Genomic DNA, 26,038 nt, shown 5'->3' on the forward strand with positions numbered 1-26,038 from the left:
TTTACACCTTCGCCACAAGTGGACGACCTAGCAGGCCCTGAGGACGGAAAATCAGAATCACCACCAGCAGGGAGAAACTGAACACGTCTTTGTAGTCAGAGTTGATCAACCCTGAGAACAGCGACTCGGAGATACCGAGGATGATCCCGCCCAGCATCGCCCCAGGCAGGGAACCGATGCCGCCGAGTACCGCTGCGGTAAACGCCTTGATGCCGATGATGAAGCCGGCATAGAAGTCGAAGGTGCCGTAGTTGAGGGTGATCAGCACGCCGGCCAGGGCCGCCATGGCGGCACCGATGACAAACACGTAGGAAATCACGCGGTCGGTGTTGATCCCCAGGATCGAGGCCATCTTGCGGTCTTGCTGGGTGGCGCGGCACATGCGGCCGAGCTTGGTGTACTTGATGATGTAGGTGAGCAACGCCATGCCGGCGAACGCCGCCACGAGGATGAACACCTTGGTGTAAGTGAGCTGGACGAACCCGCTGCCGAAATCGACACGCCAGGCCCCGGCCAGCAGGGTCGGAATACCTTGTTGCTTGGCACCCTGGGCGATCTGCGCGTAGTTCTGCAGGATCAGGGAGATACCGATGGCGCTGATCAGCGGTGCCAATCGGGTGGAGTTGCGCAGCGGTTTGTAGGCAACCCGTTCGATGACCCAACCGTACACGCCGGTGACGACCACGGTGAAGATCAGGGTGCCGAGAATGAGCAGCGGAAAGGATTCGATGCCGAAGTAAGCCAGCAGAGCCAGACTGATTGCCGCGAGGTAAGCGGAAATCATGTAAACCTCGCCGTGGGCGAAGTTGATCATGCCAATGATGCCGTAGACCATTGTGTAGCCGATGGCGATCAGGCCATAGACCGACCCGAGGGTCAGGCCGTTGACCAGTTGCTGCAGGAAAATACCATCCATAACGCAATCTCACGCGGTGAGAACCTGCGCACCGGTGGGTGCGCGGTTCTTCTGGAGGAAAACAGGGGCTTAGCGACACCCCGTGTAGGAGCGAGCTTGCTCGCGAAAAATCCGAGAACGACGCGGACATTCAGGATGCCCGCGCCACCGTTAACGTTCTTCGCGAGCAAGCTCGCTCCTACAGGGGCCGCAGTCAGTTCGGATTACTTCTGCTTTTCCAACTGGTGGTATTTGCCGTCTTTATCCCACTGGTAGACCACGTAGTCGGAGATTTTCAGGTCGCCCTTGCCATCCCATTCTTTCTTGCCCATTACGGTCTGGACCGGGTGAGCCTTGAGCCACTTGGCGGCGTCTTCGCCCTTGTTGGACTTGGCACCGTTGAAGCCGGCGGCCAGGGCCTGGACCGAAGCGTAGGCATACAGGGTGTAGCCTTCCGGCTCGTAGCCCGCTTTGCGGAACGCATCCACCACCGCCTTGCTGTCTGGCAGCAGGCGCGGGTCGGCGCCGAAGGTCATGTACACGCCATCGACGTACTGATTGCCACCGGCGGTTTTCGCCAGCTCGTCAGTGACCACGCCGTCATCGGACATGAACTTGACGTCTTTCATGCCCGCTTCACGGATCTGGCGGACCAGGGGACCGGCCTCCGGATGCAGGCCGCCGAAGTACACGACGTCAGCACCGAGGGAGCGGATCTTGGTGACCAGGGCGCTGAAATCTTTCTCGCCGCGGGTCAGGCCTTCTTCCAGCACGGGGGTGACGCCGCGCTTTTTCAACTGGGCGGAAGTAGCGTCCGCCAGGCCTTTGCCGTAGGTGTCTTTGTCGTTGATGACCGCGACTTTCTTGCCTTTGAGCACATCGACGATGTAGTCGCCGGCGACGATGCCCTGCTGGTCGTCACGCCCGCACATGCGAAACATGGCACCCAGGCCGCGCTCGGTCACTTGGGGGTTGGTGGAACCTGGGGTGATGGCGATGATGCCGGCTTCGTCATACACCTCGGACGCCGGGATGGTGTTCGACGAGCAGAAGTGCCCGACCACGCCGATCACTTTGTCCTGGTCCGCCAGGCGGTTGGCCACGGCCACGGCTTGCTTGGGTTCGCAGGCGTCGTCGCCAGCCACCAGCACGATTTTCTCGCCGTTGATGCCGCCAGCCTTGTTGATCACATCGGCTGCCGCCTGGGCGCCTTTCATGTACTGCTCACCGAAAGCCGCGTTGGCGCCCGTCATCGGCCCCGCTACGCCGATCTTCACATCAGCTTGAACAAACGCAGAAACACCCAGTGCCGCTGCAACGGCGAGGGCCAGAAAACCTTTCTTGTAAAACGTCTGGGACATGAGTGGTGCTCCGATGTTTTTGATTTTTGGCACAACAACTTGCGTTCAAACTTTTCACTGAAAGCTCAGAGCAAGCGGCGTGCCATTACTTTTTTATTCTTCAAAAAGACACGGCGTCATTGTTATTACAGGCGTTTCGGCTCCATCGGCCAGTACGTGCAACCCCCTGACTCCAAGAGGTGCAACCAATGCAGGCAAAAAGTACAACCTTGGCAGGTGACACCTGCAACCAGGCACATAAACGACAGTTCCTACACCTGTAACAGCGCGCGTAACGGAACTGCACATTTACAGTGCGTGATTGCTACAACTTGCACCAATACAGATTAGTAGCCTGCGAAGAAAGTGCAGGCTTCTGAAGGGTATTTCGCTGATCAGATCACGATCCGCAGGCATTGCCCGGCGTGATACAGCGAAAATCCCGCCTCATAAAGACAGCTGCGCAGGCCCACCCCGGCCAACGGCTGCATCGGTGCGAACGGAATCGGCAATGCCTGGGGATTCTGGTGACACAAATAGTCGGCAAACGCCTTGCCGACCACGCTGCCGGTGGTCACGCCCCGCCCGTTATAGCCGGTGACGGCGACCAGACCGGGCGCCGGTTCGAACAGGCGCATCAGGTGATCCGGGGTAAAGGCGATGCAGCCGGTCCAGGTGTATTCCCATTGCACCGATTTGAGGTACGGGAAGTAGTGCTGCTGCACCCGATCGGCCCACGCCTTGAGAAACCACGCCGGTTTCTGGTTGCCGTTGCCCAGGCTGCCGAGCAACAGGCGACCATCGGCGTCGCGGCGGATGCTGCTCAAGACCTGGCGCGTGTCCCATGAGCCCTGGCCGCCGGGGAGGATTTGCCTGGACGCGTCATCGCTCAGCGGTACGGACGCGACCTGGTAGTAATAGCCGGGGAAAAAACTGCGGCGCAGTTCGGTCCACTCACCTTCGGTGTAGGCATTGGAGGCGATCACCACTTGTGCAGCCTGCACCGCACCATTGGCGGTCTGCACCGACCATTTCGCACCTTGGCGTTCCACCTGGGTCACCGGGGAATGGTCGAACAACTGCCCACCCAGCCCCGCCGCCGCAGTGGCCAAGCCACTGGTATAGGCCATCGGGTTCAGGGTGCCTGCGCGCCGGTCCAGCAAGGCGGCAGCGATCTTTTTCGTCCCCGTGGCCTGCTCGCACGCCTGCCCGGTGAGCAATTCGACCGGCGCGCCACGGCGCTTCCATTGTTCTTCACGACTGCGCAGATCCGCCTCGCCACGGGCGTTGTGCGCCATGTGCAAAGTGCCCTCGCGGCGCAATTGGCAATCGATGTTGTATTTGTCCACCAGGCTGAACACCAACGACGGTGCCGCGCCCAACATGCGGTTGAGCTGGCTGCCCACCGCCTTGCCGAAACCGGCTTCGATGTCATCCGGAGGAATCCACAGGCCGGCGTTGACCAACCCGACATTGCGCCCCGAACCGCCATGACCGGTGCGATGGGCCTCCAGCACGGCGACGCTTTTACCCTGTTCCAGCAAATGAATGGCCGCCGACAAACCGGTGATACCGGCACCGATCACACACACATCCACCTTGACCTCACCCTTGAGCGCGGCACGATCCGGCCGGCTGGGGGTGAGGTGTTCCCACAAACATGTTTCGCGTAGTGCCATTGCCAGACTCCGATGAGACCTAACAAACCATTTTCATGCTCAACACCCTCACTGTAGGAGCGAGCTTGCTCGCGAAAAAACCGAGGACAACGCGCTCATTCAGGATGCCCGCGTTGTCGTTGGCGATCTTCGCGAGCAAGCTCGCTCCTACAGGACTTAGTCGAAGGTAATGCCCTGGGCCAGCGGCAGTTCCAACGAGTAGTTCACGGTGTTGGTCTGCCGGCGCATGTACCCGCGCCACGCATCCGAACCCGACTCACGACCGCCGCCGGTCTCTTTCTCCCCGCCGAACGCGCCGCCGATCTCCGCGCCGCTCGGGCCGATGTTGACGTTGGCGATGCCGCAGTCGCTGCCCACCGCCGACATGAACTGCTCGGCTTCGCGCACATCGGTGGTGAAGATGCACGACGACAGGCCCTGGGGCACGGCGTTGTTCAGGCGCAGGGCTTCGGCGAAGTCGGTGTAGCCGACCACGTACAGAATCGGCGCGAAGGTTTCGGTGCACACCACGTCGCTTTGCTCCGGCATTTCCACAATCGCCGGCGACACGTAGTAAGCATTCGGGAACTTGTCTTCCAGCTGGCGCGTGCCGCCGAACACCTTGCCGCCTTCGCTCAAGGCTTGCTCAAGGGCATCCTGCATCGCGTCGAAGCCATGCTTGTCGATCAGCGGGCCGATCAGGTTGCCTTCCAGCGGATGGCCGATGCGCACCTTGGAATAGGCGGCCTTGAGGCGCGTGACGATTTCTTCCTTGACCGACTCATGGGCGATCAAGCGGCGCAGGGTAGTGCAACGCTGGCCGGCGGTGCCGACGGCGCTGAACAGGATGGCGCGCACGGCCATGTCCAGGTCGGCGCTCGGGCCGAGGATCATCGCGTTGTTGCCGCCCAGCTCGAGGATGCTGCGGGCAAAGCGCGCGGCGACTTTCGGTGCCACTTCGCGGCCCATGCGGGTACTGCCGGTGGCGCTGATCAGGGCCACGCGCGGGTCGTCCACCAGCGCGGCGCCGGCGTCGCGACCGCCGATGATCACTTGGCTGAGGTACTCGGGAGCGTCGTGGAAGTTCTTCAGCACGCGCTCGAACAGCGCCTGGCAGGCCAGGGCAGTGAGCGGGGTCTTTTCCGAGGGTTTCCAGATCACGGCGTTGCCGCACACCAGCGCCAGGGTGGTGTTCCACGCCCACACCGCCACCGGGAAGTTGAAGGCGCTGATCACGCCAACCACGCCCAGCGGGTGCCAGGTTTCACGCATATGGTGGCCCGGACGCTCGGAGGCGATGGTCAAACCGTACAGCTGGCGCGACAGGCCGACGGCGAAGTCGCAGATGTCGATCATTTCCTGCACTTCGCCCAGGCCTTCCTGGGTGATCTTGCCGGCTTCCCAGGACACCAGCTCACCGAGGTCAGCCTTGTATTCGCGCAATACATCGCCGAATTGGCGCACCAGTTCGCCGCGCCGCGGTGCCGGGACTTTGCGCCAGGCGTCGAATGCATGCTCGGCACGACTGACCTGCTGCTCGACCTCGGCGGCACCTTCCCAGTGCACACTGCCGATCCGGCTGCCATCGATCGGTGAATGCACGGGTTGTTTACCCGACTGGTACAGCGCTGGGTTTACCCCGAGACGATCAAGCAATGCGGCAACCATGGGTCACTCCTTCAATCTTTGAACAAAAAATCGCACCGTGACACGCACGGCGAACCAGGGCTTATTTGTAGCTGGCCCAAGACTTGCCAACAAACGACGATTAGGCGAGATATCATTCCGTTTATTCATGCAAAGCAGCAAAAGAGGCATGCCGTGCTGAACAAAAGACATTTGCCCTCGATCACTGCCCTGCAGTGTTTCGAAGCCGCCACCCGTCACCTGAGCTTCACCCGGGCCGCCGAAGAGCTGAATCTCACGCAAAGCGCGGTGAGCAAACAGGTGGCGCAGTTGGAAGAATTGCTGCAACACCTGCTGTTCCGCCGGGTCCGCCGACGCTTGCAGATGACCCCGGCGGGCGACCTGTACCTGGTGGAAGTGCGCAAGATCCTCACGCAAGTGGAGATGTCCACCCACTACCTGCGCTCCTACGGCGGCGAGACGGAAGTGTTGCGTGTGTCCACCCCCTACACCTTCGGCGCGCGCTGGCTGGTGCCGCGCCTCAAGGGCTGGCGCTTGCGTCACCCGCAGATCCACCTGGACCTGTGCAACGAGCAGGAGCCCGACGAACTGCTGCAAGGCAAGGCCGACATGGCCTTCTACTTCGGCCAGGGCTCGCGGCCCGGCACCGAGAGCCTGAAACTGTTCAGCGAAGAACTGATCCCGGTGTGCGCCCCGGAAAGCCTGCCGGCGCAGCCGTTCACCGACCCCACGCAACTGAGCGACCTGGTGCTGCTGCAAAACGCCTCGCGCCCCCAGGGCTGGCATGACTGGTTCGCCGACCAGGGCTTTCACACCGAGCACAGCTACCACGGGCCGCGTTTCGATACCTTCTATATGTGCATTCGCGCGGCGCAGGTGGGCTGCGGCGTGGCCTTGCTGCCGCGCTTTCTGGTGGAAGAGGAGTTGGCCGAAGGTAAGTTGGTGATTCCCTGGCCGCATGCGATGCCAAGCCAGGATGCGTATTACCTGGCCTACCCGGAGCATTCGGCGGAGGTGCCCAAGGTGCGCAATTTTGTGAAGTGGATGATGGAGCAAGTCATTTAGTGCCTTTAATACCGCTATCGGGAGCAAGCCCCCTCTCACACTTGGAATGCGTTTCAAGTGTGAGAGGGGGCTTGCTCCCGATAGGGCCAGCAGCCTCACCAAAAAAATCACTGGCAAAACCCCACAGGTCTATGCGCCACTAGTCCCCTTCCTCAATTGTGCGCAAAGGCCGGCGCCCAGCGCCGACCCGTCTGGAGATTCCCGTTATGAGCGAGAGTGTGTTTGCCGATCGCATCGTGCAGAACCTGCTCGACACCGACTTCTACAAGCTGACCATGATGCAGGCGGTGCTGCACAACTACCCCAACGTGGAAGTTGAATGGGAGTTTCGTTGCCGTAACAGCGAGGACCTGCGCCCCTACCTGGCGGAGATCCGCTACCAGATCGAGCGGCTCGCCGAGCTGAGCCTGACCGCGGACCAGCTGAGTTTCCTGGAGCGCATCAGCTTCATGAAACCGGACTTTCTGCGCTTTCTCGGGCTGTTCCGTTTTAACCTGCGCTACGTGCATACCGGTATCGAGAACGGCGAGTTGTTTATCCGCCTGCGCGGGCCGTGGCTGCATGTGATCCTGTTCGAAGTGCCGATGCTGGCCATCGTCAGCGAAGTGCGTAACCGCTACCGCTACCAGACCGTGATCCTCGAACAGGCCCGCGAGCAGTTGTACCGCAAGTTCGACTGGCTGACCGCCAACGCCAGCAGCGACGAGTTGCGCGAGCTGCAAGTGGCTGACTTCGGCACCCGTCGACGCTTCTCCTACCGTGTGCAGGAAGAAGTGGTCAGCGTACTCAAGCACGATTTCCCCGGCCGCTTCGTCGGCACCAGCAACGTGCACCTGGCCCGCGAGTTCGATATGAAACCGCTGGGCACCATGGCCCACGAATGGATCATGGCTCACCAGCAACTCGGCCCGCGCCTGATCGACAGCCAGATCGCCGCCCTCGACTGCTGGGTCCGCGAATACCGTGGCCTGCTGGGCATCGCCCTGACCGATTGCATCACCACCGACGCCTTCCTCAACGACTTCGACTTGTACTTCGCCAAGCTGTTCGACGGCCTGCGCCACGACTCCGGCGACCCGGTGCAATGGGCGGAAAAAGCCATCGCCCACTACCACAAGCTGGGCATCGAGCCGATGAGCAAGACCCTGGTGTTCTCCGACAGCCTGACGCTGCCCAAGACCCTGGAGATATTCCGCGCGCTGCGCGGTCGCATCAATGTGAGCTTTGGCATCGGCACCAACCTGACCTGCGATATTCCAGGTGTGGAACCGATGAGCATCGTGTTTAAAATGACCGCGTGTAATGGCCAGCCCGTCGCGAAAATCTCCGATGAAGCGGGCAAGACCCACTGCACCGACCCGAATTTCGTCGCCTATTTGCGTCACGTGTTCAAAGTACCTGCCCTATCCAGCAAGGAGTGAATCATGCAAGCCGTACAGCGTGAGATTGCGCAGCAGCTCAAGGTCCAAGCGCCATTCAAAGACCAGGCTGCCCTCGAAACCGAAGTTAACCGGCGCGTGGCATTCATCCAGGACTGCCTGCGCAATTCCGGGCTCAAGACATTGGTGCTGGGCATCAGCGGCGGCGTCGACTCCCTCACCGCCGGCCTGCTGGCCCAACGCGCGATGCGCGAACTGCGCGCCAGCACCGGTGACGAGGCCTACCGTTTTATCGCCGTGCGCCTGCCCTACGAAACCCAGTTCGATGAAATCGACGCCCAGGCCTCGGTGGACTTTATCGAGCCGGACGAGCGCCACACCGTGAACATCGGCCCGGCCGTGAAATCCCTGGCCAATGAAGTGGCGGCGTTTGAGGGCAAGGCCGCGGTGTCCCGCGATTTCGTGCTGGGCAACACCAAGGCGCGCATGCGCATGGTGGCGCAGTACACCATCGCTGGCGCGGCCGGGGGCCTGGTGATCGGCACCGACCATGCGGCAGAAGCGGTGATGGGCTTTTTTACCAAGTTCGGTGATGGCGCCTGCGACCTGGCTCCATTGAGCGGGCTGGTGAAAAACCAGGTGCGGGCAATCGCACGGCACTTCGGTGCGCCGGAGTCGCTGGTGGAGAAAGTCCCGACCGCCGACCTCGAAGACCTGTCGCCGGGCAAGCCGGACGAAGCGTCCCACGGCGTCACCTACGCCGAGATCGATGCATTCCTGCATGGCGAGACGGTGCGTGAAGAGGCGTTCAGGATCATTTGCGAGACGTATCGCAAGACCGAGCACAAGCGGGTGATGCCGTTTGCGCCGTGAGGCCTGTAGGAGCGAGCTTGCTCGCGAAGATCGTCAACGATAACGCGGGCATTCTGGATGAACGCGCTGTCATTGCGTTTTTCGCGAGCAAGCTCGCTCCTACAGGAAGAGCGAACGCTTGATTACTTGACGACCACAGTGCCTTTCATCATCGAGATGTGGCCCGGGAACGAGCAGAAGAACCCGTAGTCCGTACCCGCCGCCAGCTTCGACACATCGAAGGTCACCGAGTCTTTCTCGCCAGCACCGATGACTTTGGTGTGGGCGATGATGCGGGTGTCGCCTTCTTTCAGGTAGTTCTTGTCCAGACCTGCGGCCATGCCATCGGTTGCAACCGGCTGCATGTCGGCGGCGCTGGTCAGCACCCAGTTATGGCCCATGACGTTTTTCGGCAAGTTGCCGGAGTGAGTCAACTCGACGGTAAACGTCTTGCAGCTCTTGTCGATCGTGATTTCCTTGGTGTTGTAGGACATCTGATCGGTGGAGTCGACGGTGACCTTGCACTCTGCAGCAAGCAACTGACCACTGGCCAGAGTCAGCAGGGAAACAGCAACGAGTTTGGCGAACATGTGAATCTCCAAGGCAGGGTTTAAAAACGCGTATTGCGACAAGGGTGCCCCAAGCGGGCAGAAATACTTATGACCTGAATCAACAGGTTGTATACAACTTTAGGCTATCAGACTTATCGACATAACCTACCAGCCAAAATGCCGCACGGCGCCTATGATCGGCCCATCACCCACTGGAGTCCGAGCCATGCACCTCAATCAACTGTTCAACGGCCTACTGGCCGCGTACGCCTGCGGTAAGTGAAGGCCAAGGGCACCTTGAAGCTGCTACCATGACGACCCAAGGCAGCTGCATGCCGCCACCCTCACCTTCGACCCTAGAGGATCGCCCATGGCCAAACCTAATTACTCCTTCGCCAAACGTCAGAGAGACTTGGCCAAGGAACAGAAGAAAGAGGAAAAGCTGCAACGCAAGAAAGCCGCTGCCGATGAAGAAGCTGGCGCATTGAACCCGGATGCCGACAGTGAAGTAACGAGCGACGAGACTGAAACACCAAAAGATCCGGCAGAATAATTTCCGTCGCAGTGCGGGCTCTTTACTGCAAGCCCGCCTGCCACAGCCCCTCCCCACCCGCTCTCATCATTCCAGCGGCATCACCGTCACCCGCACCTCAGGGTCATGGCTCCCGCCCCCCAGAATCACCCCGCGCAACGGCGACACATCGGAGAAATCCCGGCCCCAGGCCAGGGTGATGTGTTCCAGTGCCGGCTGCACGTTGTTGGTCGGATCGAAATCCACCCAGCCCGACACCGGGCAATACACCGAGACCCAGGCGTGGGATGCATCGGCGCCGATCAGCCGTGGCTGGCCGGGCGGTGGCTGGGTGAGCAGGTAGCCGCTGATATAGCGCGCCGCCAAGCCCCGCGAGCGCAGGCAGGCGAGCATCAGATGGGCGAAGTCCTGGCACACCCCGCGTCGACGCTCCAGCACTTCCACCAGCGGCGTGGCGACCTGGGTGGCTTCGGCATCGAAGGTGAATTCGCTGAAGATCTTTTCCATCAGGGCCTGCACGCCCAACAACAAGGGGTACCCCGGCGGGAAACAGCTTTCGGAGAACTCGACGAAGGTTTTTTTCAAATGCACGTAAGGCGATTCGAAGCGATAGCGACACGCCTCGATGATCTGCGCTGACAGCGGCTGACTGCTGTAGGTCAGGCGGTCGCGGGTCTGGTCCCAGGGTGGCGACTGCTGGAAATCCAACACCGGTCGCGCCAGCACTTCCACGGTCAACGCGGCATTGACCAACAGTTCATCGTGGGGCCGTTCGAACGCGAGGCGGGTGATCGGGTTGCCGAACACGTCCAACTCATCGCGCCGCGACGTCGGCTCGGGGCTGATATCCAGTTGCTGCGAACTGCAACGCTGCCAGGCGCAGGGCCGTGGCCACAAGTGCGCCAACTGCTGGGCCAGGGACACCGGGCTGTCGTAGTGGTAATGGGTATCGTGGAAAATCTGGTAGCGCGCACTCATCACACCGACACCGTTTGCTGGCTGACATCATCCACATGGGCAAAGTGACGCAACGCCAGGCGATCCGACACTTGCCCACTCTCATCGGCAACCGCTTGCAGCAGGTCCGCCAGGCCTTCCAGCGCGGCACGCACGCTGGACTCGCCGAACAACGGGTTCTCCAGGCACGCCAGGTCGAACCGCGACAAGCGCTCGACCAACGGCGCCAGACCGGTCTCCCGAGGCACGCCGAAGTCGTCGTTGAGGCGACGCAGGGTACGGCTCACCAGTTTCAGCTGGAACAGCACCGCATGGGGGTTCTGCTCGTCCAGCAGTAACAGGTCGAGCACCGGGATCAACTGCGGCACCGCCAGGTAACGTGACCGATAGGTGATGCTGCTGTTGCCCAGTTCCAGCAACCACTCCAGCCCCGCCTGATCGAACACCGCTACCCCGCGCAGGAACGCCGCGAGGCTGCTGCTGAGGAACTGCAGGCGCTCGATGCGCCGGCCCATCATCAAGAAGCGCCAGCCTTCGTCGCGGGTCATGTCGTCCAGGGCAAACCCGGACAACGCCGCCAGGGACATCACCAGGCGGTTGAGGAAGTCCAGCAACTCGCCAAAATCCGGGCTTTCGCTTTCCAGCTCCAGGGCTTCGCGTTGCAGCTCCACCAGGGCCTGCCAGTTTTCCCGGGACAACTTGCCGCGCACCTGGGACGCGGCCCACTGCAAGCGCTGCAGGTTGGCACGCAGGCTCGACGGCCAGTCGTCGCCGAGCAAGGCAGCGAGCAGGCGTTCGGGCAGTTCGCCCTCTTCCGGCAACAGGCGCAGGTTTTCCCCCAGCTCAATCGCGGCCTGCAATGCCAGCGGGTCGTCGCCGTCGACATAGCGCGCCAGCACGATCCGCAACCAGCGCGCACTGTCATCGCAGCGCTCGCAATAACGGCCGAACCAGAACAGGTTTTCCACCACCCGCGAGGGCAGATACGGGTCGCGGCGCACCAGGTCATGGGCCCCGATCGCCCGTTGCGCGCGCCACTGCTCGCCACCGGCGGCCCGTTCGCCGAGCACCCAGGTGTCCTTACTGGCGCCACCGCGTTGCATCGACACCACTTCGGCATCGGCTTCGGCGGCCACGCGGGTCAGGCCGCCGGGCAGGACGCGATAGCCGTCCTCGCTGGCCACGGCATACACGCGCATGCCGATGGCACGGTGTTGCAGATGGTCATCCACGGTGTGCCACACCGGCGCCTGGGACAGCTGCGCCAGTTCCTGGGCGACATAGGCGTAAGGCCGCGCGCGCATGCGTTCGGCGAGGGCCTCGCGTTGGGCGTCATTCAAGTCGCGACCGAATATCGGGGTAAAACTCTGCGAAGGAAACGCAGGTTTGATCAACAGCTCCGGCAGTTTCTCCAGGGCTTCGGCCAGTACCGGCGCCTCACCGCACCACCAGGTGGCGATGGATGGCAGGATCAGTTCTTCGCCAAACAGGAACTGGTTGATCTTCGGCAGAAAGCCGAGCAACCCCGGCGACTCCAACACACCGCTGCCCAGGGCATTGGCCACCAGCACATTGCCTTGGCGCACGGCGTCGAGCAGGCCGGGCACGCCGAGGGCCGAGTCGGTACGCAACTCCAGCGGGTCGCAGAAATCGTCGTCCAGGCGCCGCATGATCGCGTGCACCCGGCGCAGGCCGCTGAGGGTTTTGAGGAACACGGTGCTGTCGCGCACGGTGAGGTCGCCGCCTTCCACCAATGGGTAACCGAGCTGGCGCGCCAGGTAGAGGTGTTCGAAATAGCTTTCGTTGAAACGCCCGGGGGTGAGCAGCACGATCAGCGGCGGCTGGTTGTCGCTTGGGGCCTGGCGGGCCAGGGTTTCCTGGAGCGTGCGGAAGAAACCGGTGAGGTGCTGCACCTGCAGGTCACGGTACAGATCCGGAAACGCGCGGGACACGATGGTGCGGTTTTCCAGCGCATAACCGGCACCCGACGGTGCCTGGGTACGGTCGGCGGTGACCCACCAGCGGCCATCCGGGGTGCGCGCCAAGTCGACGGCGTACAGGTGCAGGAACGTCCCGTCCGGCGGCTGGATGCCCTGGCATGGCCACAGGAAATTGTTATGCCCGAACACCAGTTCGGCGGGCAGCAACCCTTCCTTGATCAAGCGTTGCGGGCCGTAGAGATCGGCGAGCACAGCGTTGAGCAGACGTGCACGCTGGGCGATACCGGCCGACAGCTGCTGCCACTCCTCAGCGGCCAGCACATGGGGCAGCAGGTCCAATTCCCAGGGGCGGTCGGCGCCCTTGGGGTCGGCGTAGACGTTGTAGGTCACGCCGTTTTCCTGGATCTGCCGGGTCAGCAGCGCCTGGCGCTGGGCCAGTTGCGCGGGGGTGCTGCGCTGCAGGTGATCGAGCAGGCGCCGCCAATGGGCGCGCACCGCGCCGGCGTCGTCCAGCAATTCGTGATAGGTGCCCGCGGTCAGCGGGTAACGGTCGAGCAAGTCGGACATGGAACGCTCGGCAGAGGCAAGGGGGCTCAGATTAACCTAACAAACACTGCAAATCCGCTGTGGGAAAGGGCTTCTCCCGATTGCGGTGGGTCAGTCAACTCATGTATCGGCTGCTTCACCGCAATCAGGAGCAAGCCCCCGGATCGCATTCAGTCATTTTTATTGGGGAAACGTCGCAGATCCAAGGTCATCGGTAATTCGTCATTCACCACCACGGTCGGCACCGGCTGCTTGCCCGGGGTATGTCCCAGGCGGAAGAACCGCGCCATGCGTCGGCTCTCCGCCTCGTTGGCATTCACCGGCAAGCTGTCGTAATTGCGCCCGCCCGGATGGGCCACGTGGTACTGGCAGCCGCCCAGGGAGCGCTGCATCCAGGTGTCGAGCAGGTCGAACACCAACGGCGCGTGCACCGCAATCGTCGGCTGCAAGCAGTTGGCCGGTTGCCAGGCGCGATAGCGCACCCCGGCGACAAACTCACCGACGCGGCCGGTCGGCTGCAAAGGCACCGGGATGCCGTTGCAGGTCAGCAGATAACGCTGCGGCGCCAGCCCGTTCAGCTTCACCTGCAAGCGTTCCAGGGACGAGTCCACGTAGCGCACCGTGCCGCCCACCGCGCCCTCTTCGCCCAGCACATGCCAGGGTTCCAGGGCCTGGCGCAGTTCCAGTTCGATACCGCTGACGGCATAGTCGCCGACCTTGGGGAAACGGAACTCCAGGTGCGCGGCGAACCATTCGGCGCGCAGCGGGTACCCGGCGGCGTTCAGCTCGACGATCACGTCGGCGAAGTCCTGCTCGATAAAGTGCGGCAACAGGAAGCGGTCATGCAGTTCCGTGCCCCAGCGCGCCAGTTTCGGCGGCGCATAGGGTTCACGCCAGAACCGCGCCACCAGCGCCCGCAACAACAGTTGCTGAGTCAGGCTCATGCGCGCATGGGGCGGCATTTCAAAGGCGCGCAATTCCAACAGGCCCAAGCGACCGGTGGCGCCGTCCGGCGAGTAGAGCTTGTCGATACAGAACTCGGCGCGGTGGGTGTTGCCCGTCACGTCGATCAGCAGATTGCGCAGCAAGCGGTCCACCAACCACGGCGGGCATTCTTCGCCCGGCGCCGGCATCTGCGCAAAGGCGATTTCCAGCTCGTACAACGCATCGTTGCGCGCTTCATCAACCCGCGGCGCCTGGGAAGTCGGGCCGATGAACAGGCCGGAAAACAGGTAGGACAAGGACGGATGGTTATGCCAGTAGCTGATCAGGCTGCGCAGCAGATCCGGTCGGCGCAGGAACGGCGAGTCCTTGGGCGTCGCGCCCCCCAGCACAAAGTGGTTACCGCCACCGGTGCCGGTGTGACGGCCATCGATCATGAATTTTTCGGTGGTCAGGCGGGTTTGCCGCGCTTCTTCGTAGAGGAATTCGGTGCGCTCGACCAACTCGTCCCATGTGGCGGACGGCTGCACGTTGACCTCGATCACACCCGGATCCGGGGTGACGCGGAAGTTGCTCAGACGGTTATCCGCCGGCGGCTCGTAGCCTTCCAGCAATACCGGACAGCGCAGTTCCTCGGCGGTGGCTTCGATGGCGGCCACCAGTTCCAGGTAATCCTCGACGCGCTCCAGCGGCGGCATGAACAGGTACAGGCGCCCTTCCCGGGCTTCGGCACACAGCGCGGTGCGGGTCAGCCAGTCGGCGGACTCATCGACCTTGGGCACACGCTCATCGCTCGGCGCAGGTTCGCCGTGGCTTTGCAGTTGGCCGGTGGTCGGCAGTTCCGGTTGGTCCTGGTTCGGGTCGGTGGGGTGCACAAACGGATATTCCGCCGCCGTCACCCAGGGCTGCGAGGCCAACGGCAGGCGATAACCCAGTGGCGAATCCCCCGGTACCAGACGGCAGTGGTTATCGCGCAAGTACCAGCGCCCACTCTGCCAGCGATCATTGGCGGCAGTGCGCGCCAGCGGCAGCACCTGGCCGATGATTTTATCCAGGCCCTGGCCGAACACTTTGCGCAGGCGTTCGCGCTCCAGCTCATCGCTCAGGCGCGGGTCATCGGCGGTGACGTTCTGCGGCAACGTACCTTCGCGCCACAGGTAGTAGAAATTGTCTTCAAAGGCCGGAAACACAAAGCGCGCCGGCAACTTCAGGCGCTCGGCGACGCTGGCCAGGAAACGCCCGGCCATGACGCCATCGGCGCCGTAGTCCTGTTGCTCGTCGGCGATCAGCGCGCTGTTATGCCAGATCGGCACCCCGTCGCGACGCCAGTAGCAGTTGAGCGACCAACGCGGCAGTTGCTCGCCGGGGTACCACTTACCCTGGCCAAAGTGCACCAGACCCTGGGGCGCGTAGTGCTTGCGCATGCGTTGGAACAGCTCGGCGGACAGGCGCCGCTTGTCCGGCCCGAGCGCGGCAGTATTCCACTCGGCGCCATCGGGGTCGTCGATGGAGACGAAGGTCGGCTCGCCGCCCATGGTCAGGCGCACGTCGTCCTTGAGCAGATCGCCGTCGATCTGCCGGCCCAGGGCCTGGATCGCCAGCCATTGTTCTTCGGTGTAGGGCTTGGTCACCCGAGGGGCTTCCCAGATACGCTCCACCGACATCTCGTGGGTAAATTCGCACTCGCACGGTTCCACCAGCCCACTGATCGGCGCGGCGGAGGATGGATCGGGACTACAAGCCAACGGGATATGACCTTCACCGGCGAACAACCCGGAAGTGGCATCCAGGCCGATCCAGCCGGCGCCGGGCAAATACACTTCGCACCAGGCGTGTAGGTCGGTGAAGTCCACCTCAGTGCCGGACGGGCCGTCGAGGGCCTTGACGTCGGCGGTGAGCTGGATCAGGTAACCGGAAACAAACCGCGCCGCCAAACCCAGATTGCGCAGCAATTGCACCAGCAACCAGGCCGAATCGCGGCACGAGCCGGAGGCGTTTTCCAGGGTGAATTCCGGGGTCTGCACACCCGGCTCCATGCGGATCAGGTAGCCGATATCGGCGGCCAGACGCTGGTTGAGGCCCACCAAGAAATCCACGGCCGGCAGCGGCGTGCGGTCGATGCCGGCCAGGTAGGCGGCAAACTTCGGCGTCAGCGGCAAGGTTTCCAGGTACGGCGCCAACTCGCGCTGCTCGTCGGCGGCGTAGCTGAAGGGGATTTTTTCGGCGTAGGGTTCAAGGAAAAAGTCGAATGGATTGAACACCGCCATCTCGGCGACCAGATCGACTTCGATGCGCAGTTCGTCCGTCTTTTCCGGGAATACCAGACGCGCCAGGTAATTGCCCTGGGGATCTTGCTGCCAATTGATGAAATGCTGCTCGGGCTGCACTTTCAGCGCGTAGGACAGAATCCGCGTGCGGCTATGGGCCGCCGGACGCAAACGCACGATCTGTGGGCCGAGTTCAACAGCGCGGTCATAGCGGTAATGCGTAACGTGGTGCAACGCGACATGAATCGACACGGCGGCCTCCTGCGAGCCAGGGCATGAATACAACCCGCGCAAGACTTATGCCAGAGCGGCGGTCATTGCGCTTTATCGCAAGACCCGGTGCAGTACAGCACCAAAACGGCGCCAGCGTCTGCGCGATGGTGCAAGGGCTGCACATATTTGTGGCGCAAGTGGGTGGGGCGGTATCGGTTGAGTGGGCAATGGAGTGGGGAATCGCCCCGATTTCTGCGAGCACACTCCAATCGTCTGACATCGCTTGGCGCCTTACGCAAAATGACCGTCATTGGCGCGATGCCAAAACCGAAATAAGAGAGACGTCATCATGTTTTTATGGATTAGCGGCTTTTTACCGGGTGACAACGAAGATGACTCGCTGAAGTTTGAGATGGATGTACCTCATGAGTTTGAACAGGGCGTGCTGGATGTTCTTGGGTGGTCTGACCTGCATAGCAGCCCTGATGGTGACTGGCTGCTTAGTCCCGTGCAGGTACAGCAGATTGCAAGCATCGTGGGTGAACCCTTACCAATGGACTTGGATTTATTCATCGGTGTAACCGCTTGATGATGAGTTACACCCGCGCAATGAATTTCAAACTTACTCGTCCTTGCATGCCCCCCACCGACTGTAGGAGCGAGCTTGCTCGCGAAAAACCTCAAACCGCCGCAGACATTCAGGATGTCCACGTCAGCCGACCACAAAGCAAAACGCCAGCACGAGGCTGGCGTTTTGCATGTTCAGGCTGCGATCAACGCGGCACGACCGGCTTGCGGGCTGGCTTGCCGCCTTTGCCCTTGGCCGCATCGCTGCGTTCCTTGGCCGCCTGTTTGTTACGCGCCTGCGCGGCGGCCTTGGCTTGTTCGCGCTTGTCCCACGGGTTGCTGCCGTCGCTGCCACGGGGCGGCAGGCCAGTGTGCTGGGTGAGGATCCGGGTGGTGGTTTCCTTGGCGACCTTGTGGCTGCCGGCCGGCGTCGAGTTCTTGCGACGTGCGCTCTGGTAGCTGTCGGTGGCCGGCTGGTGCAACGGGATCAGTTGATCCTTGCCCGGCCCGATCAGGTCGGCGCGGCCCATGCGGGTCAGCGCTTCGCGCAGCATCGGCCAGCCTTTCGGGTCGTGGTAGCGCAGGAAGGCCTTGTGCAGACGGCGCTGTTCTTCGCTCTTGACGATGGTCACCGCGTCGCTCTTGTAGGTGACCTTGCGCAGCGGGTTCTTGCCCGAGTGGTACATCGCGGTGGCGGTGGCCATCGGCGACGGGTAGAACGCCTGCACCTGGTCGGCACGGAAGCCGTTGCCCTTGAGCCACAGCGCCAGGTTCATCATGTCTTCATCGGTGGTGCCGGGGTGGGCGGCGATGAAATACGGGATCAGGTACTGCTCCTTGCCCGCTTCCTTGGTGTACTTCTCGAACATGCGCTTGAACTTGTCATAGCTGCCAATGCCCGGCTTCATCATCTGGTTGAGCGGACCTTCCTCGGTATGCTCCGGGGCGATCTTCAGGTAGCCGCCGACATGGTGGGTCACCAGCTCTTTCACGTATTCCGGCGACTCGACCGCGAGGTCGTAGCGCAGGCCGGAAGCGATCAGGATTTTCTTCACCCCCGGCAACGCACGGGCGCTGCGGTACAGCTGGATCAGCGACGAGTGATCGGTGTTCAGGTTCGGGCAGATGCCAGGGAACACGCACGACGGCTTGCGGCACGCGGATTCGATTTCCGGGCTCTTGCAGGCGATGCGGTACATGTTCGCGGTCGGGCCGCCGAGGTCGGAGATCACCCCGGTGAAGCCTGGGACCTTGTCGCGGATCTCTTCGATTTCACGAATGATCGACTCTTCGGAACGGTTCTGGATGATCCGGCCTTCGTGCTCGGTGATCGAGCAGAAGGTGCAGCCGCCGAAGCAGCCACGCATGATGTTCACCGAGAAACGGATCATGTCGTAGGCCGGGATTTTTTCCTTGCCGTACGCCGGGTGCGGGACACGTGCGTAGGGCATGCCGAACACGTAGTCCATTTCTTCGGTGGTCATCGGGATGGGCGGCGGGTTGAACCACACGTCCACTTCGCCATGCTTCTGCACCAGGGCGCGGGCGTTGCCTGGGTTGGTTTCCAGGTGCAGCACGCGGTTGGCGTGGGCATAGAGCACCGCGTCGCCACGGACTTTTTCCACCGATGGCAGACGGATCACGGTCTTGTCGCGGGTCATGCGCGGGCTGGCGAGGATCTGTACGACCTTGGCCTCTTCCGGGTCATCCACCGGGCCTTTTTCCTGCTCGATGGCGCAGGCCTGGGTGTCCTGGGTGTTCACGTATGGGTTGATGATCTTGTCGACCTTGCCCGGACGGTCGATACGGGTGGAGTCCACCTCATACCAGCCTTCGGGCGTATCACGACGGATGAACGCGGTGCCGCGCACGTCGGTGATGTCTTCGATCTTGTGGCCCCACGACAGGCGCTGGGCCACTTCGACGATGGCGCGCTCGGCGTTGCCGTACAGCAGGATATCGGCGGTGGCGTCGATCAGGATCGAGTTGCGCACCCGGTCCTGCCAGTAGTCGTAGTGGGCGATGCGGCGCAGGGACGCTTCGATGCCGCCGAGGACGATCGGCACGTTCTTGTAGGCTTCCTTGCAGCGCTGGCTGTACACCAGGCTCGCGCGGTCCGGGCGTTTGCCGGCCATACCGCCAGGGGTGTAGGCGTCGTCGGAGCGGATTTTCTTGTCGGCGGTGTAGCGGTTGATCATCGAGTCCATGTTGCCGGCCGCGACGCCGAAGAACAGGTTCGGCTCGCCGAGCTTCATGAAGTCGTCTTTGGACTGCCAGTTCGGCTGGGCAATGATCCCGACGCGGAAGCCCTGGGCCTCCAGCAGCCGGCCGATGATCGCCATGCCGAACGACGGGTGGTCCACGTAGGCATCGCCGGTGACGATGATGATGTCGCACGAATCCCAGCCAAGCTGATCCATCTCCTCCCTGCTCATCGGCAGGAATGGCGCAGGACCGAAACATTCGGCCCAGTACTTGGGATAGTCAAATAACGGCTTGGCTGTTTGCATGACGGTGACCGGTGTTGAGATGAAAAATCGCGGGCGCGGAATATAGCACAAAATTTGACCAATTCCGACGACAGCGGTCGGCTTTTAACCCGTGCCTCTGCGCAAGGGTTTCCCGACCCGGTTTGCTCCAGGCATCGGGGGCTATTCCGTTAACCGACCGTCAAAAAAATCATGGGTAGGCTGGCTGAATCAATCACAGCCCTTGATGGCCCGCACCATGAACACAAGCACCACCCAATCATCGACGTCCCTGCCCGCTCACCACGCATTCATAAAGCCGCAACTACCGCCCTGGTTGCGCCAGGCCCCAGCGTCACTGCTCCAGGACTTTCGCGACAGCCTGATCAAAAGCAACAGAGCGCGGCACGATCTCAAAGCACTTCTGGACGAGATTCAAAGCCCTGAAGACTATGCCCGCCCCATATTGCGCGTGATGCTCACCAGGCGTTTCTTCGGCTTGATCGACAATGAAAACGCGATTCTGGTGCGCGAATGGAAAAACCATCACCTGCTTGGACTCATCAAAACCCACGTCAGGACGACCCGACAGACACTCCTGGAGGCCGCCCTGCAGAACTTCGAGGCCTCTGAAGCGGTAGAAGGCGGCATGGACGCCGGCACGGCGATCTACAACGTCACCCCCAACGGCGAACAAGCCAGCACGATCAGCGCCATCGCATTCGCGAAGTTTTGCCGCCGCCTGGATCTGGGCGGCAAGTACCTGGCCCATATATTCAGCATCCTTGAGCCCTCGCCCAGTTCCGCCTCGCAACGTACCCCCCAACAGGTCCGCAGCCTGTTCCGTGCACAGGCGCAGCATGCCTTCGGCGTCGCCCTGCATATCGCCTACATGCATCACCATCTGACCCCCAAGCAGCATCTGCAGTTGAACAGCTTGTATCAATCAGGCTCGCACGCGGAAATCCAAAGCAATCACCTGACGATCAACGAGGTGGTAGTGCCCGGCGTCCTGGTGATCACTGCTGAGACGATCGGTATCCCCTTCATCCTCTACACTCCCGACGACCCTGTAGCGCCTTTTCGTCAATACACCTCTCTGGCCGATCTCAAGCGCAGGCTGGCCGAACGCCTGTTGGATGCAAAATACCGGGCGGCCTTCAATCGGCTGGTGCCCTTGCAGCATCAGGGCGACCTGTTGGAGGCGATCCCGCCCCGATCAGGCTCACCCGCCATCGAGATGGCGGGCAGGATCGGCACCGAACCTGCCTATCTGAAGCATCCGCTCACGCTCACCCCGATCAGCACGCCGGTGTTTGCCGCCATCGCCGAGCAGAAAATCGCCCAGATCAAGGACGACGCCCAAATCCTCGCCGTTCTCAGCGCGAACGCCGACCTGCTGAGCCGGCAAAAACGCCTGCAAAGCTACCTTGATACGGGTAAATCCCTACTGTTCTTTGCCGCCTCATTCATTCCGATCGTGGGCGAAGTGCTGCTGGTGGTCAGCGCCGCTCAATTGATCGACACGGTGTACGAAGGCTTTGCGGCCTGGAGCCGTGGCGACAGTGACGAAGCCATCAACGACCTGTTGGATGTGGTGGACAACGCCGCCCTCGCGGCGGCGACGGCCGGCGCCATCAAGACGGCGGGCTTTACCGCAGGCCTGATAAAAGTGCGGGTGCGCAACAAAGGCTGGCGCCTGTGGCACACCGACCTCACGCCTTACCGCCATCCCAAAGCGCTGCCCCGGCATCTTGTCGCCGACACACAAGGTCTGTATCGGCACGCGCAACAGCATTACCTGAAGCTTGACGATCACCTCCATGCGGTCCGGCGTGCTCCCGATGGCAAGCAATGGGAGCTGGCACATCCCTCCGATGCACGCAGCTATTCTCCGCCGTTGCTCAGTAATCAAGCGGGTGGCTGGCGCCTGCCCCATGAAACACCCGAGGCGTGGGACGACCTCAAGCTGATCAAACGCCTGGGCCCCGATGCCGCGCAGATCAAGCCGTCGGCGGTCGAGCCGATCCTGTTGCTCAGCGGCGCCGACACCACCACGCTGCGCCAGCTCCATCAGGAGATGGTGCGCCCGCCGCCCTTGCTGCTCGACACTGTCAGCCATTTCAATCTGGAACAGGAAATCAATGACTTCGTCCAAGGCCACGCCCAAGGCGCCTCGCCCAGCCCTCACACGCCACTGATTCAATTCCATGTGCTCAGCTCACTGCCCGAGTGGCCTGCAAACCGGACCTTGAAGATTGTCGACGAGCAGCAGCAGGTGATCTTGAGTCACGGCACGGGGCCCGATGAAATCACAGTCGACGCGGTGCGATTCCGACAAGGCGAGCTGCTCCACGCGCTGGAGGAGCAACTGCCGCAAACCGAGTTCAACAACCTGCTGCCGTCGCTTTACATCGACTATTTCACCAAGGTTGAGAACCTCGCCACGCGCCTGGAGACAGAAGCGGCAGGGCAAAAGCAACGGCTGTTTTCGCTGCTCGACACGCCGAGCGAAACAGCGATCTCCCCGGTCGGAAGCCGCCTGCGTACCCTCGCGCCGGAACTCTCCAAGCGCCACCTTGAAGAAATGGAAAACACCCTCTCGGCGTCTGAACGCGAGCGGCTGCAAGAGGACAAAACCCTGCCCCCCGTGCAGCGCTGGGAGGCCGAGCAATACGGCAACGCGATCAAGGCAACGCGCCTGAACGAAAGCCTGTTTCTCGATGGGGTGCGCGACCGCGAGAGCGTGCCGCTGCTGCTCTACACGCTGGAGCGAACACCCGGTTGGCCATCCTCCCACGGGCTCGCCGTACATGACGTCAGCCACGAAGGCCCGCTGCTGGGCAGCATCGGCAGCGCGGATGGCGGGCCGCGTACTACGGTGCTCCGCCAGGGCGAGCAATACGCCATCTACGATGCCAAGGGCGAGCACACGAGTGCGCTCTCCGATCTGCCCAGCACCCTTGAACGTACGCTCAGCGATGCCGAGCGCAGGACGATTCTGCACCAATCGAATGCCGACTCCCTTGAACACGCGCTGCACAACACCGGCGTGGCGCTGATGAAAGCGGGTCCGCCCCCTATTCGCCTCCAGCGCGCCTTGACGCCCCTATCGGACGCGAGCGGCCTGCCCCTCGACCCCTTATTCAGCGAAACCGCACCACCTTCCGGGCTCACGGAACGCGCTGATGGCATTCATCAAGCCCCGCCGCTGGCCGATGGGACTTATCGCTATTACATCCAGGACAGCCAGCACTACTACCAGGTCAAATACGACCCCTTGGGCTGGCGACTGATCGATGCGCGCAGCCGTTTCAGGGCCTATCAACCCTACCTGCGCAAAAAAACCGAAGGCGGCTGGGAAATCGATCAAGCCAAGGGCGCACTGCCGGGCGGAAGAGAATCACCCGTGATGTTCGCCGAGGGCATGGAAACGAGTGACGAGTTTGAATCGGCCGAATCGACCAGCGAATATGAGTCGGCCGAAGAGGGCGCGGTGAGAGCGCACTATTCCGCCCAGGAGCTCAGCCACATGCGCGCCCAGCGGGGCTATCAATACAGCCAGAACTATCGCCGTATCTATGATCGCGCCAACAACGGCCGTTACCCATTGCGCGACACACAGGGCCGGCCCATGCGGATCCGGCAAATACAGAGCCACTGCAAATCCCTGACCACCGACACGGTGTTCGCCGCCAGCAAGATCCGCCCCTACATTCAGTGGCAAGGCTATGAAAATGTCGCGCGTTTGTATGAAGACAACCTCGAAGTCATCCCCTTCACCGCCGCCCATCAGAAATTTGCGCAGGAAGCGTCACTGATTGGCGAAGCCACGGTCATCAGCCGGCGCCCCATCAAAAAGGGCGACGCGCTGGGCGTCTATGGTGGAGAACTATTACCCCTGTGCATCGCCCAGGCGCGGCAGGACCCTTACCTGATGCCCATCAAAAGCGTCAGGCCGGCCACACCCCATGCACTGAACATGCAGTTGGTCCTCTCCGGCGACAATGCACTGTCGAGGATAAACACGATTTTCGAATATGACGCGGGGGTGCCGATACGCCAGGCCAGCACGGGCTATAACGTCGAAGCCGCACAATTCGCGATCCTCGCACAAGTCGAGGAGAACCCGCAGGAGCCACTGATACTCACCGGATTCTTTGCCAGCGAGGACATTCCTGCTGGCACCGAGTTGCGCTGGAACTACCAATACGAGGAACCCACCATCCGGCGGCTGTTCCCCAGGCCATAGGGCGGGTTACTCGTCGTCGTCGAAGTTGTAACTGCCCGGCGCCAGGTTCTCGAAGCGTGTGTACTTGCCGATGAACGCCAGGCGGACAAACCCGATCGGGCCGTTCCGCTGCTTGCCGATGATGATCTCGGCGATGCCTTTGTGTTCGGTCTCGGGGTGGTACACCTCGTCGCGATACACAAACATGATCACGTCGGCGTCCTGCTCGATCGCTCCGGATTCACGCAAGTCGGAGTTCACCGGACGCTTGTTGGGACGTTGTTCCAGGGAACGGTTGAGCTGGGACAACGCCACCACCGGGCAGTTGAACTCCTTGGCCAGGGCTTTCAACGACCGCGAGATTTCGGAAATCTCGTTGGTCCGGTTGTCGCCGCTGGAACCCGGGATCTGCATCAACTGCAGGTAGTCGATCATGATCAGGGCAATTTCGCCGTGCTCACGCACCAGCCGGCGGGTACGCGCGCGCATCTCCGATGGGCTGATGCCGGCGGTGTCATCGATGAACAGCTTGCGATCGTTGAGCAGGTTGACCGCCGAGGTCAGGCGCGGCCAATCGTCGTCTTCCAGGCGACCGGCGCGCACTTTGGTCTGGTCGATACGACCCAGGGACGAGAGCATCCGCATGATCAGCGATTCGCCTGGCATCTCCAGGGAGTACACCAGCACGGTCTTGTCACTGCGTAACACGGCGTTTTCCACCAGGTTCATCGCAAAGGTGGTCTTACCCATGGATGGACGGCCGGCGACGATGATCAGGTCGGACGGCTGCAGGCCGCTGGTCTTCTCGTCGAGGTCGGTGTAGCCGGTGGAGATGCCGGTGATGGCGTTGTCGGTGTTGAACAGGGTGTCGATGCGGTCGATGGCCTTGGTCAACAGATCGTTGACGCTGACCGGGCCGCCGGTTTTCGGGCGGGCTTCGGCGATCTGGAAGATCTGCCGCTCGGCCTCGTCGAGAATCTCGGCGGCGCTGCGGCCTTCGGGGTTGAAGGCGCTGTCGGCGATTTCGGTGCTGATGCCGATCAACTGGCGCAACGTGGCCCGCTCGCGAACGATCTGGGCATAGGCCTTGATGTTGGCGACGGACGGCGTGTTTTTCGCCAACTCACCGAGGTAGCCCAGGCCACCGACTTGGGAGGTCTGGCCTTCCTTGTCCAGTTGCTCGGCCAGGGTCACCACGTCGATCGGTGAGTTCTGGTCGGCCAGCTTGGCGATGGCGCGGAAGATCAGGCGGTGGTCATGGCGATAGAAATCACCGTCCGAGACTTGATCCAGCACGCGTTCCCAGGCGTTGTTGTCCAGCATCAAGCCACCGAGCACGGCCTGTTCGGCCTCGATGGAATGCGGCGGCACCTTCAGGGCAGCGGTTTGCAGATCGTATTGCTCAGGAGCTGAAATATCGTTCATGGCCACTTGGAATTAGGGGGTGTGTAAAAAACAAAAGGCACGACCTGTAAACAGGATCGTGCCCGATGTTAACCGCCTGGCACGCGAGGTGCCAGTCAGTTAGGTGTTGCTTAAGCTGCTACCACGACAACGCGTACGGTGGCTTCGACTTCAGCGTGCAGGTGCACGGCTACGTCGAATTCGCCTACGTTGCGGATGGTGCCGTTCGGCAGACGAACTTCGCTTTTCGCAACTTCAACGCCGGAGGCGGTCAGTGCGTCAGCGATGTCGTGGGTGCCGATCGAACCGAACAGCTTGCCTTCGTCACCGGCGGTGGCAGTGATAGTCACTTCCAGCTCAGCCAGTTGGGCAGCGCGAGTTTCGGCCGAAGCTTTTTTGTCTGCTGCTGCTTTTTCCAGCTCAGCACGACGCTCTTCAAACGCAGCCAGGTTGGCAGCGGTTGCAGCGGTGGCTTTGCCGTATGGCAGCAGGTAGTTACGACCGTAGCCGGCCTTAACGTTCACTTTGTCGCCCAGGTTGCCCAGGTTGGCGACTTTTTCCAGAAGGATCAGTTGCATGTGAAA

General features: G+C 61.8%; 17 protein-coding genes. 6 read left to right on the forward strand and 11 right to left on the reverse strand.

Translation table 11 applies throughout. The features are described 5' to 3' along the window. Position 1 precedes the first annotated feature (1 nt). The 4 genes from BLR63_RS19765 to amaB all read right to left on the reverse strand — a co-directional run bounded on the left by BLR63_RS19765 (position 2) and on the right by amaB (position 5,561). Positions 2 to 916: an ABC transporter permease subunit gene (locus BLR63_RS19765; RefSeq protein ID WP_010563353.1), complete on the reverse strand. Its 915-nt coding sequence runs from the start codon at positions 914 to 916 to the stop codon at positions 2 to 4. Positions 917 to 1,119: 203 nt separating this feature from the next. Next, complete coding sequence (locus tag BLR63_RS19770; protein WP_010563352.1) at positions 1,120 to 2,256, reverse strand: branched-chain amino acid ABC transporter substrate-binding protein; 1,137 nt, start codon at positions 2,254 to 2,256, stop codon at positions 1,120 to 1,122. A gap of 374 nt (positions 2,257 to 2,630) precedes the next feature. Continuing rightward, positions 2,631 to 3,914 carry an L-pipecolate oxidase gene (amaA, locus tag BLR63_RS19775; protein ID WP_010563351.1) on the reverse strand — a complete coding sequence of 428 codons (1,284 nt, stop codon included), beginning with the start codon at positions 3,912 to 3,914 and terminating at the stop codon, positions 2,631 to 2,633. Between the two features lie 156 nt (positions 3,915 to 4,070). Further along, on the reverse strand, positions 4,071 to 5,561 hold the full coding sequence (gene amaB / locus BLR63_RS19785; protein ID WP_010563350.1) for an L-piperidine-6-carboxylate dehydrogenase: 1,491 nt from the start codon (positions 5,559 to 5,561) through the stop codon (positions 4,071 to 4,073). 153 nt (positions 5,562 to 5,714) lie between these two features. Between amaB and BLR63_RS19790 the strand changes: the two genes are divergently transcribed. The 3 genes from BLR63_RS19790 (at position 5,715) to nadE (ending at position 8,857) form a co-directional block, all read left to right on the forward strand. Further along, on the forward strand, positions 5,715 to 6,605 hold the full coding sequence (locus tag BLR63_RS19790; protein WP_010563349.1) for a LysR family transcriptional regulator: 891 nt from the start codon (positions 5,715 to 5,717) through the stop codon (positions 6,603 to 6,605). 206 nt (positions 6,606 to 6,811) lie between these two features. After that, entirely contained in the window at positions 6,812 to 8,026 is a 1,215-nt protein-coding gene (gene pncB, locus BLR63_RS19795) for a nicotinate phosphoribosyltransferase (RefSeq protein WP_010563348.1), read from the forward strand. A 3-nt stretch (positions 8,027 to 8,029) separates the two neighbouring features. Continuing rightward, on the forward strand, positions 8,030 to 8,857 hold the full coding sequence (gene nadE, locus BLR63_RS19800; RefSeq protein ID WP_010563347.1) for an ammonia-dependent NAD(+) synthetase: 828 nt from the start codon (positions 8,030 to 8,032) through the stop codon (positions 8,855 to 8,857). Between the two features lie 122 nt (positions 8,858 to 8,979). Here nadE and azu read toward each other — a convergent pair whose 3' ends face one another. Beyond that, on the reverse strand, positions 8,980 to 9,426 hold the full coding sequence (gene azu / locus BLR63_RS19805) for an azurin (RefSeq protein WP_010563346.1): 447 nt from the start codon (positions 9,424 to 9,426) through the stop codon (positions 8,980 to 8,982). Positions 9,427 to 9,757: 331 nt separating this feature from the next. Here azu and BLR63_RS19810 point away from each other — a divergent pair, with 331 nt between their 5' ends. Further along, complete coding sequence (locus tag BLR63_RS19810) at positions 9,758 to 9,940, forward strand: hypothetical protein (protein ID WP_010563345.1); 183 nt, start codon at positions 9,758 to 9,760, stop codon at positions 9,938 to 9,940. Positions 9,941 to 10,006: 66 nt separating this feature from the next. Here BLR63_RS19810 and BLR63_RS19815 read toward each other — a convergent pair whose 3' ends face one another. The 3 genes from BLR63_RS19815 to BLR63_RS19825 all read right to left on the reverse strand — a co-directional run bounded on the left by BLR63_RS19815 (position 10,007) and on the right by BLR63_RS19825 (position 16,823). Continuing rightward, the gene (locus BLR63_RS19815; RefSeq protein ID WP_010563344.1) at positions 10,007 to 10,897 is read right to left on the reverse strand and encodes a transglutaminase family protein; all 891 of its coding nucleotides are present in this window, start codon (positions 10,895 to 10,897) and stop codon (positions 10,007 to 10,009) included. After that, positions 10,897 to 13,383, reverse strand: a complete 2,487-nt coding sequence (locus tag BLR63_RS19820) for a circularly permuted type 2 ATP-grasp protein (protein ID WP_010563343.1) — start codon at positions 13,381 to 13,383, stop codon at positions 10,897 to 10,899. Before BLR63_RS19820 ends, BLR63_RS19815 begins: the two co-directional genes overlap by 1 nt. A 149-nt stretch (positions 13,384 to 13,532) precedes the next feature. After that, positions 13,533 to 16,823: a transglutaminase family protein gene (locus BLR63_RS19825; RefSeq protein WP_010563342.1), complete on the reverse strand. Its 3,291-nt coding sequence runs from the start codon at positions 16,821 to 16,823 to the stop codon at positions 13,533 to 13,535. Positions 16,824 to 17,133: 310 nt separating this feature from the next. Here BLR63_RS19825 and BLR63_RS19830 point away from each other — a divergent pair, with 310 nt between their 5' ends. Beyond that, on the forward strand, positions 17,134 to 17,373 hold the full coding sequence (locus BLR63_RS19830; protein WP_010563341.1) for a pyocin S6 family toxin immunity protein: 240 nt from the start codon (positions 17,134 to 17,136) through the stop codon (positions 17,371 to 17,373). Positions 17,374 to 17,557: 184 nt separating this feature from the next. Here BLR63_RS19830 and BLR63_RS19835 read toward each other — a convergent pair whose 3' ends face one another. Beyond that, positions 17,558 to 19,861 (reverse strand): YgiQ family radical SAM protein, encoded by a 2,304-nt coding sequence (locus BLR63_RS19835; RefSeq protein ID WP_010563340.1) that lies wholly within the window; start codon positions 19,859 to 19,861, stop codon positions 17,558 to 17,560. Between the two features lie 217 nt (positions 19,862 to 20,078). Here BLR63_RS19835 and BLR63_RS19840 point away from each other — a divergent pair, with 217 nt between their 5' ends. After that, complete coding sequence (locus BLR63_RS19840; RefSeq protein ID WP_130926032.1) at positions 20,079 to 24,071, forward strand: dermonecrotic toxin domain-containing protein; 3,993 nt, start codon at positions 20,079 to 20,081, stop codon at positions 24,069 to 24,071. A gap of 6 nt (positions 24,072 to 24,077) precedes the next feature. Here BLR63_RS19840 and dnaB read toward each other — a convergent pair whose 3' ends face one another. Both dnaB and rplI read right to left on the reverse strand, forming a co-directional pair. Beyond that, on the reverse strand, positions 24,078 to 25,475 hold the full coding sequence (dnaB, locus tag BLR63_RS19845) for a replicative DNA helicase (protein WP_010563338.1): 1,398 nt from the start codon (positions 25,473 to 25,475) through the stop codon (positions 24,078 to 24,080). Between the two features lie 110 nt (positions 25,476 to 25,585). Beyond that, positions 25,586 to 26,032 carry a 50S ribosomal protein L9 gene (rplI, locus tag BLR63_RS19850; RefSeq protein ID WP_010563337.1) on the reverse strand — a complete coding sequence of 149 codons (447 nt, stop codon included), beginning with the start codon at positions 26,030 to 26,032 and terminating at the stop codon, positions 25,586 to 25,588. Positions 26,033 to 26,038: the final 6 nt, after the last annotated feature.

The sequence above is a fragment of the Pseudomonas extremaustralis genome (genome assembly GCF_900102035.1).
Classification (GTDB): Bacteria; Pseudomonadota; Gammaproteobacteria; order Pseudomonadales; family Pseudomonadaceae; genus Aquipseudomonas; species Aquipseudomonas extremaustralis.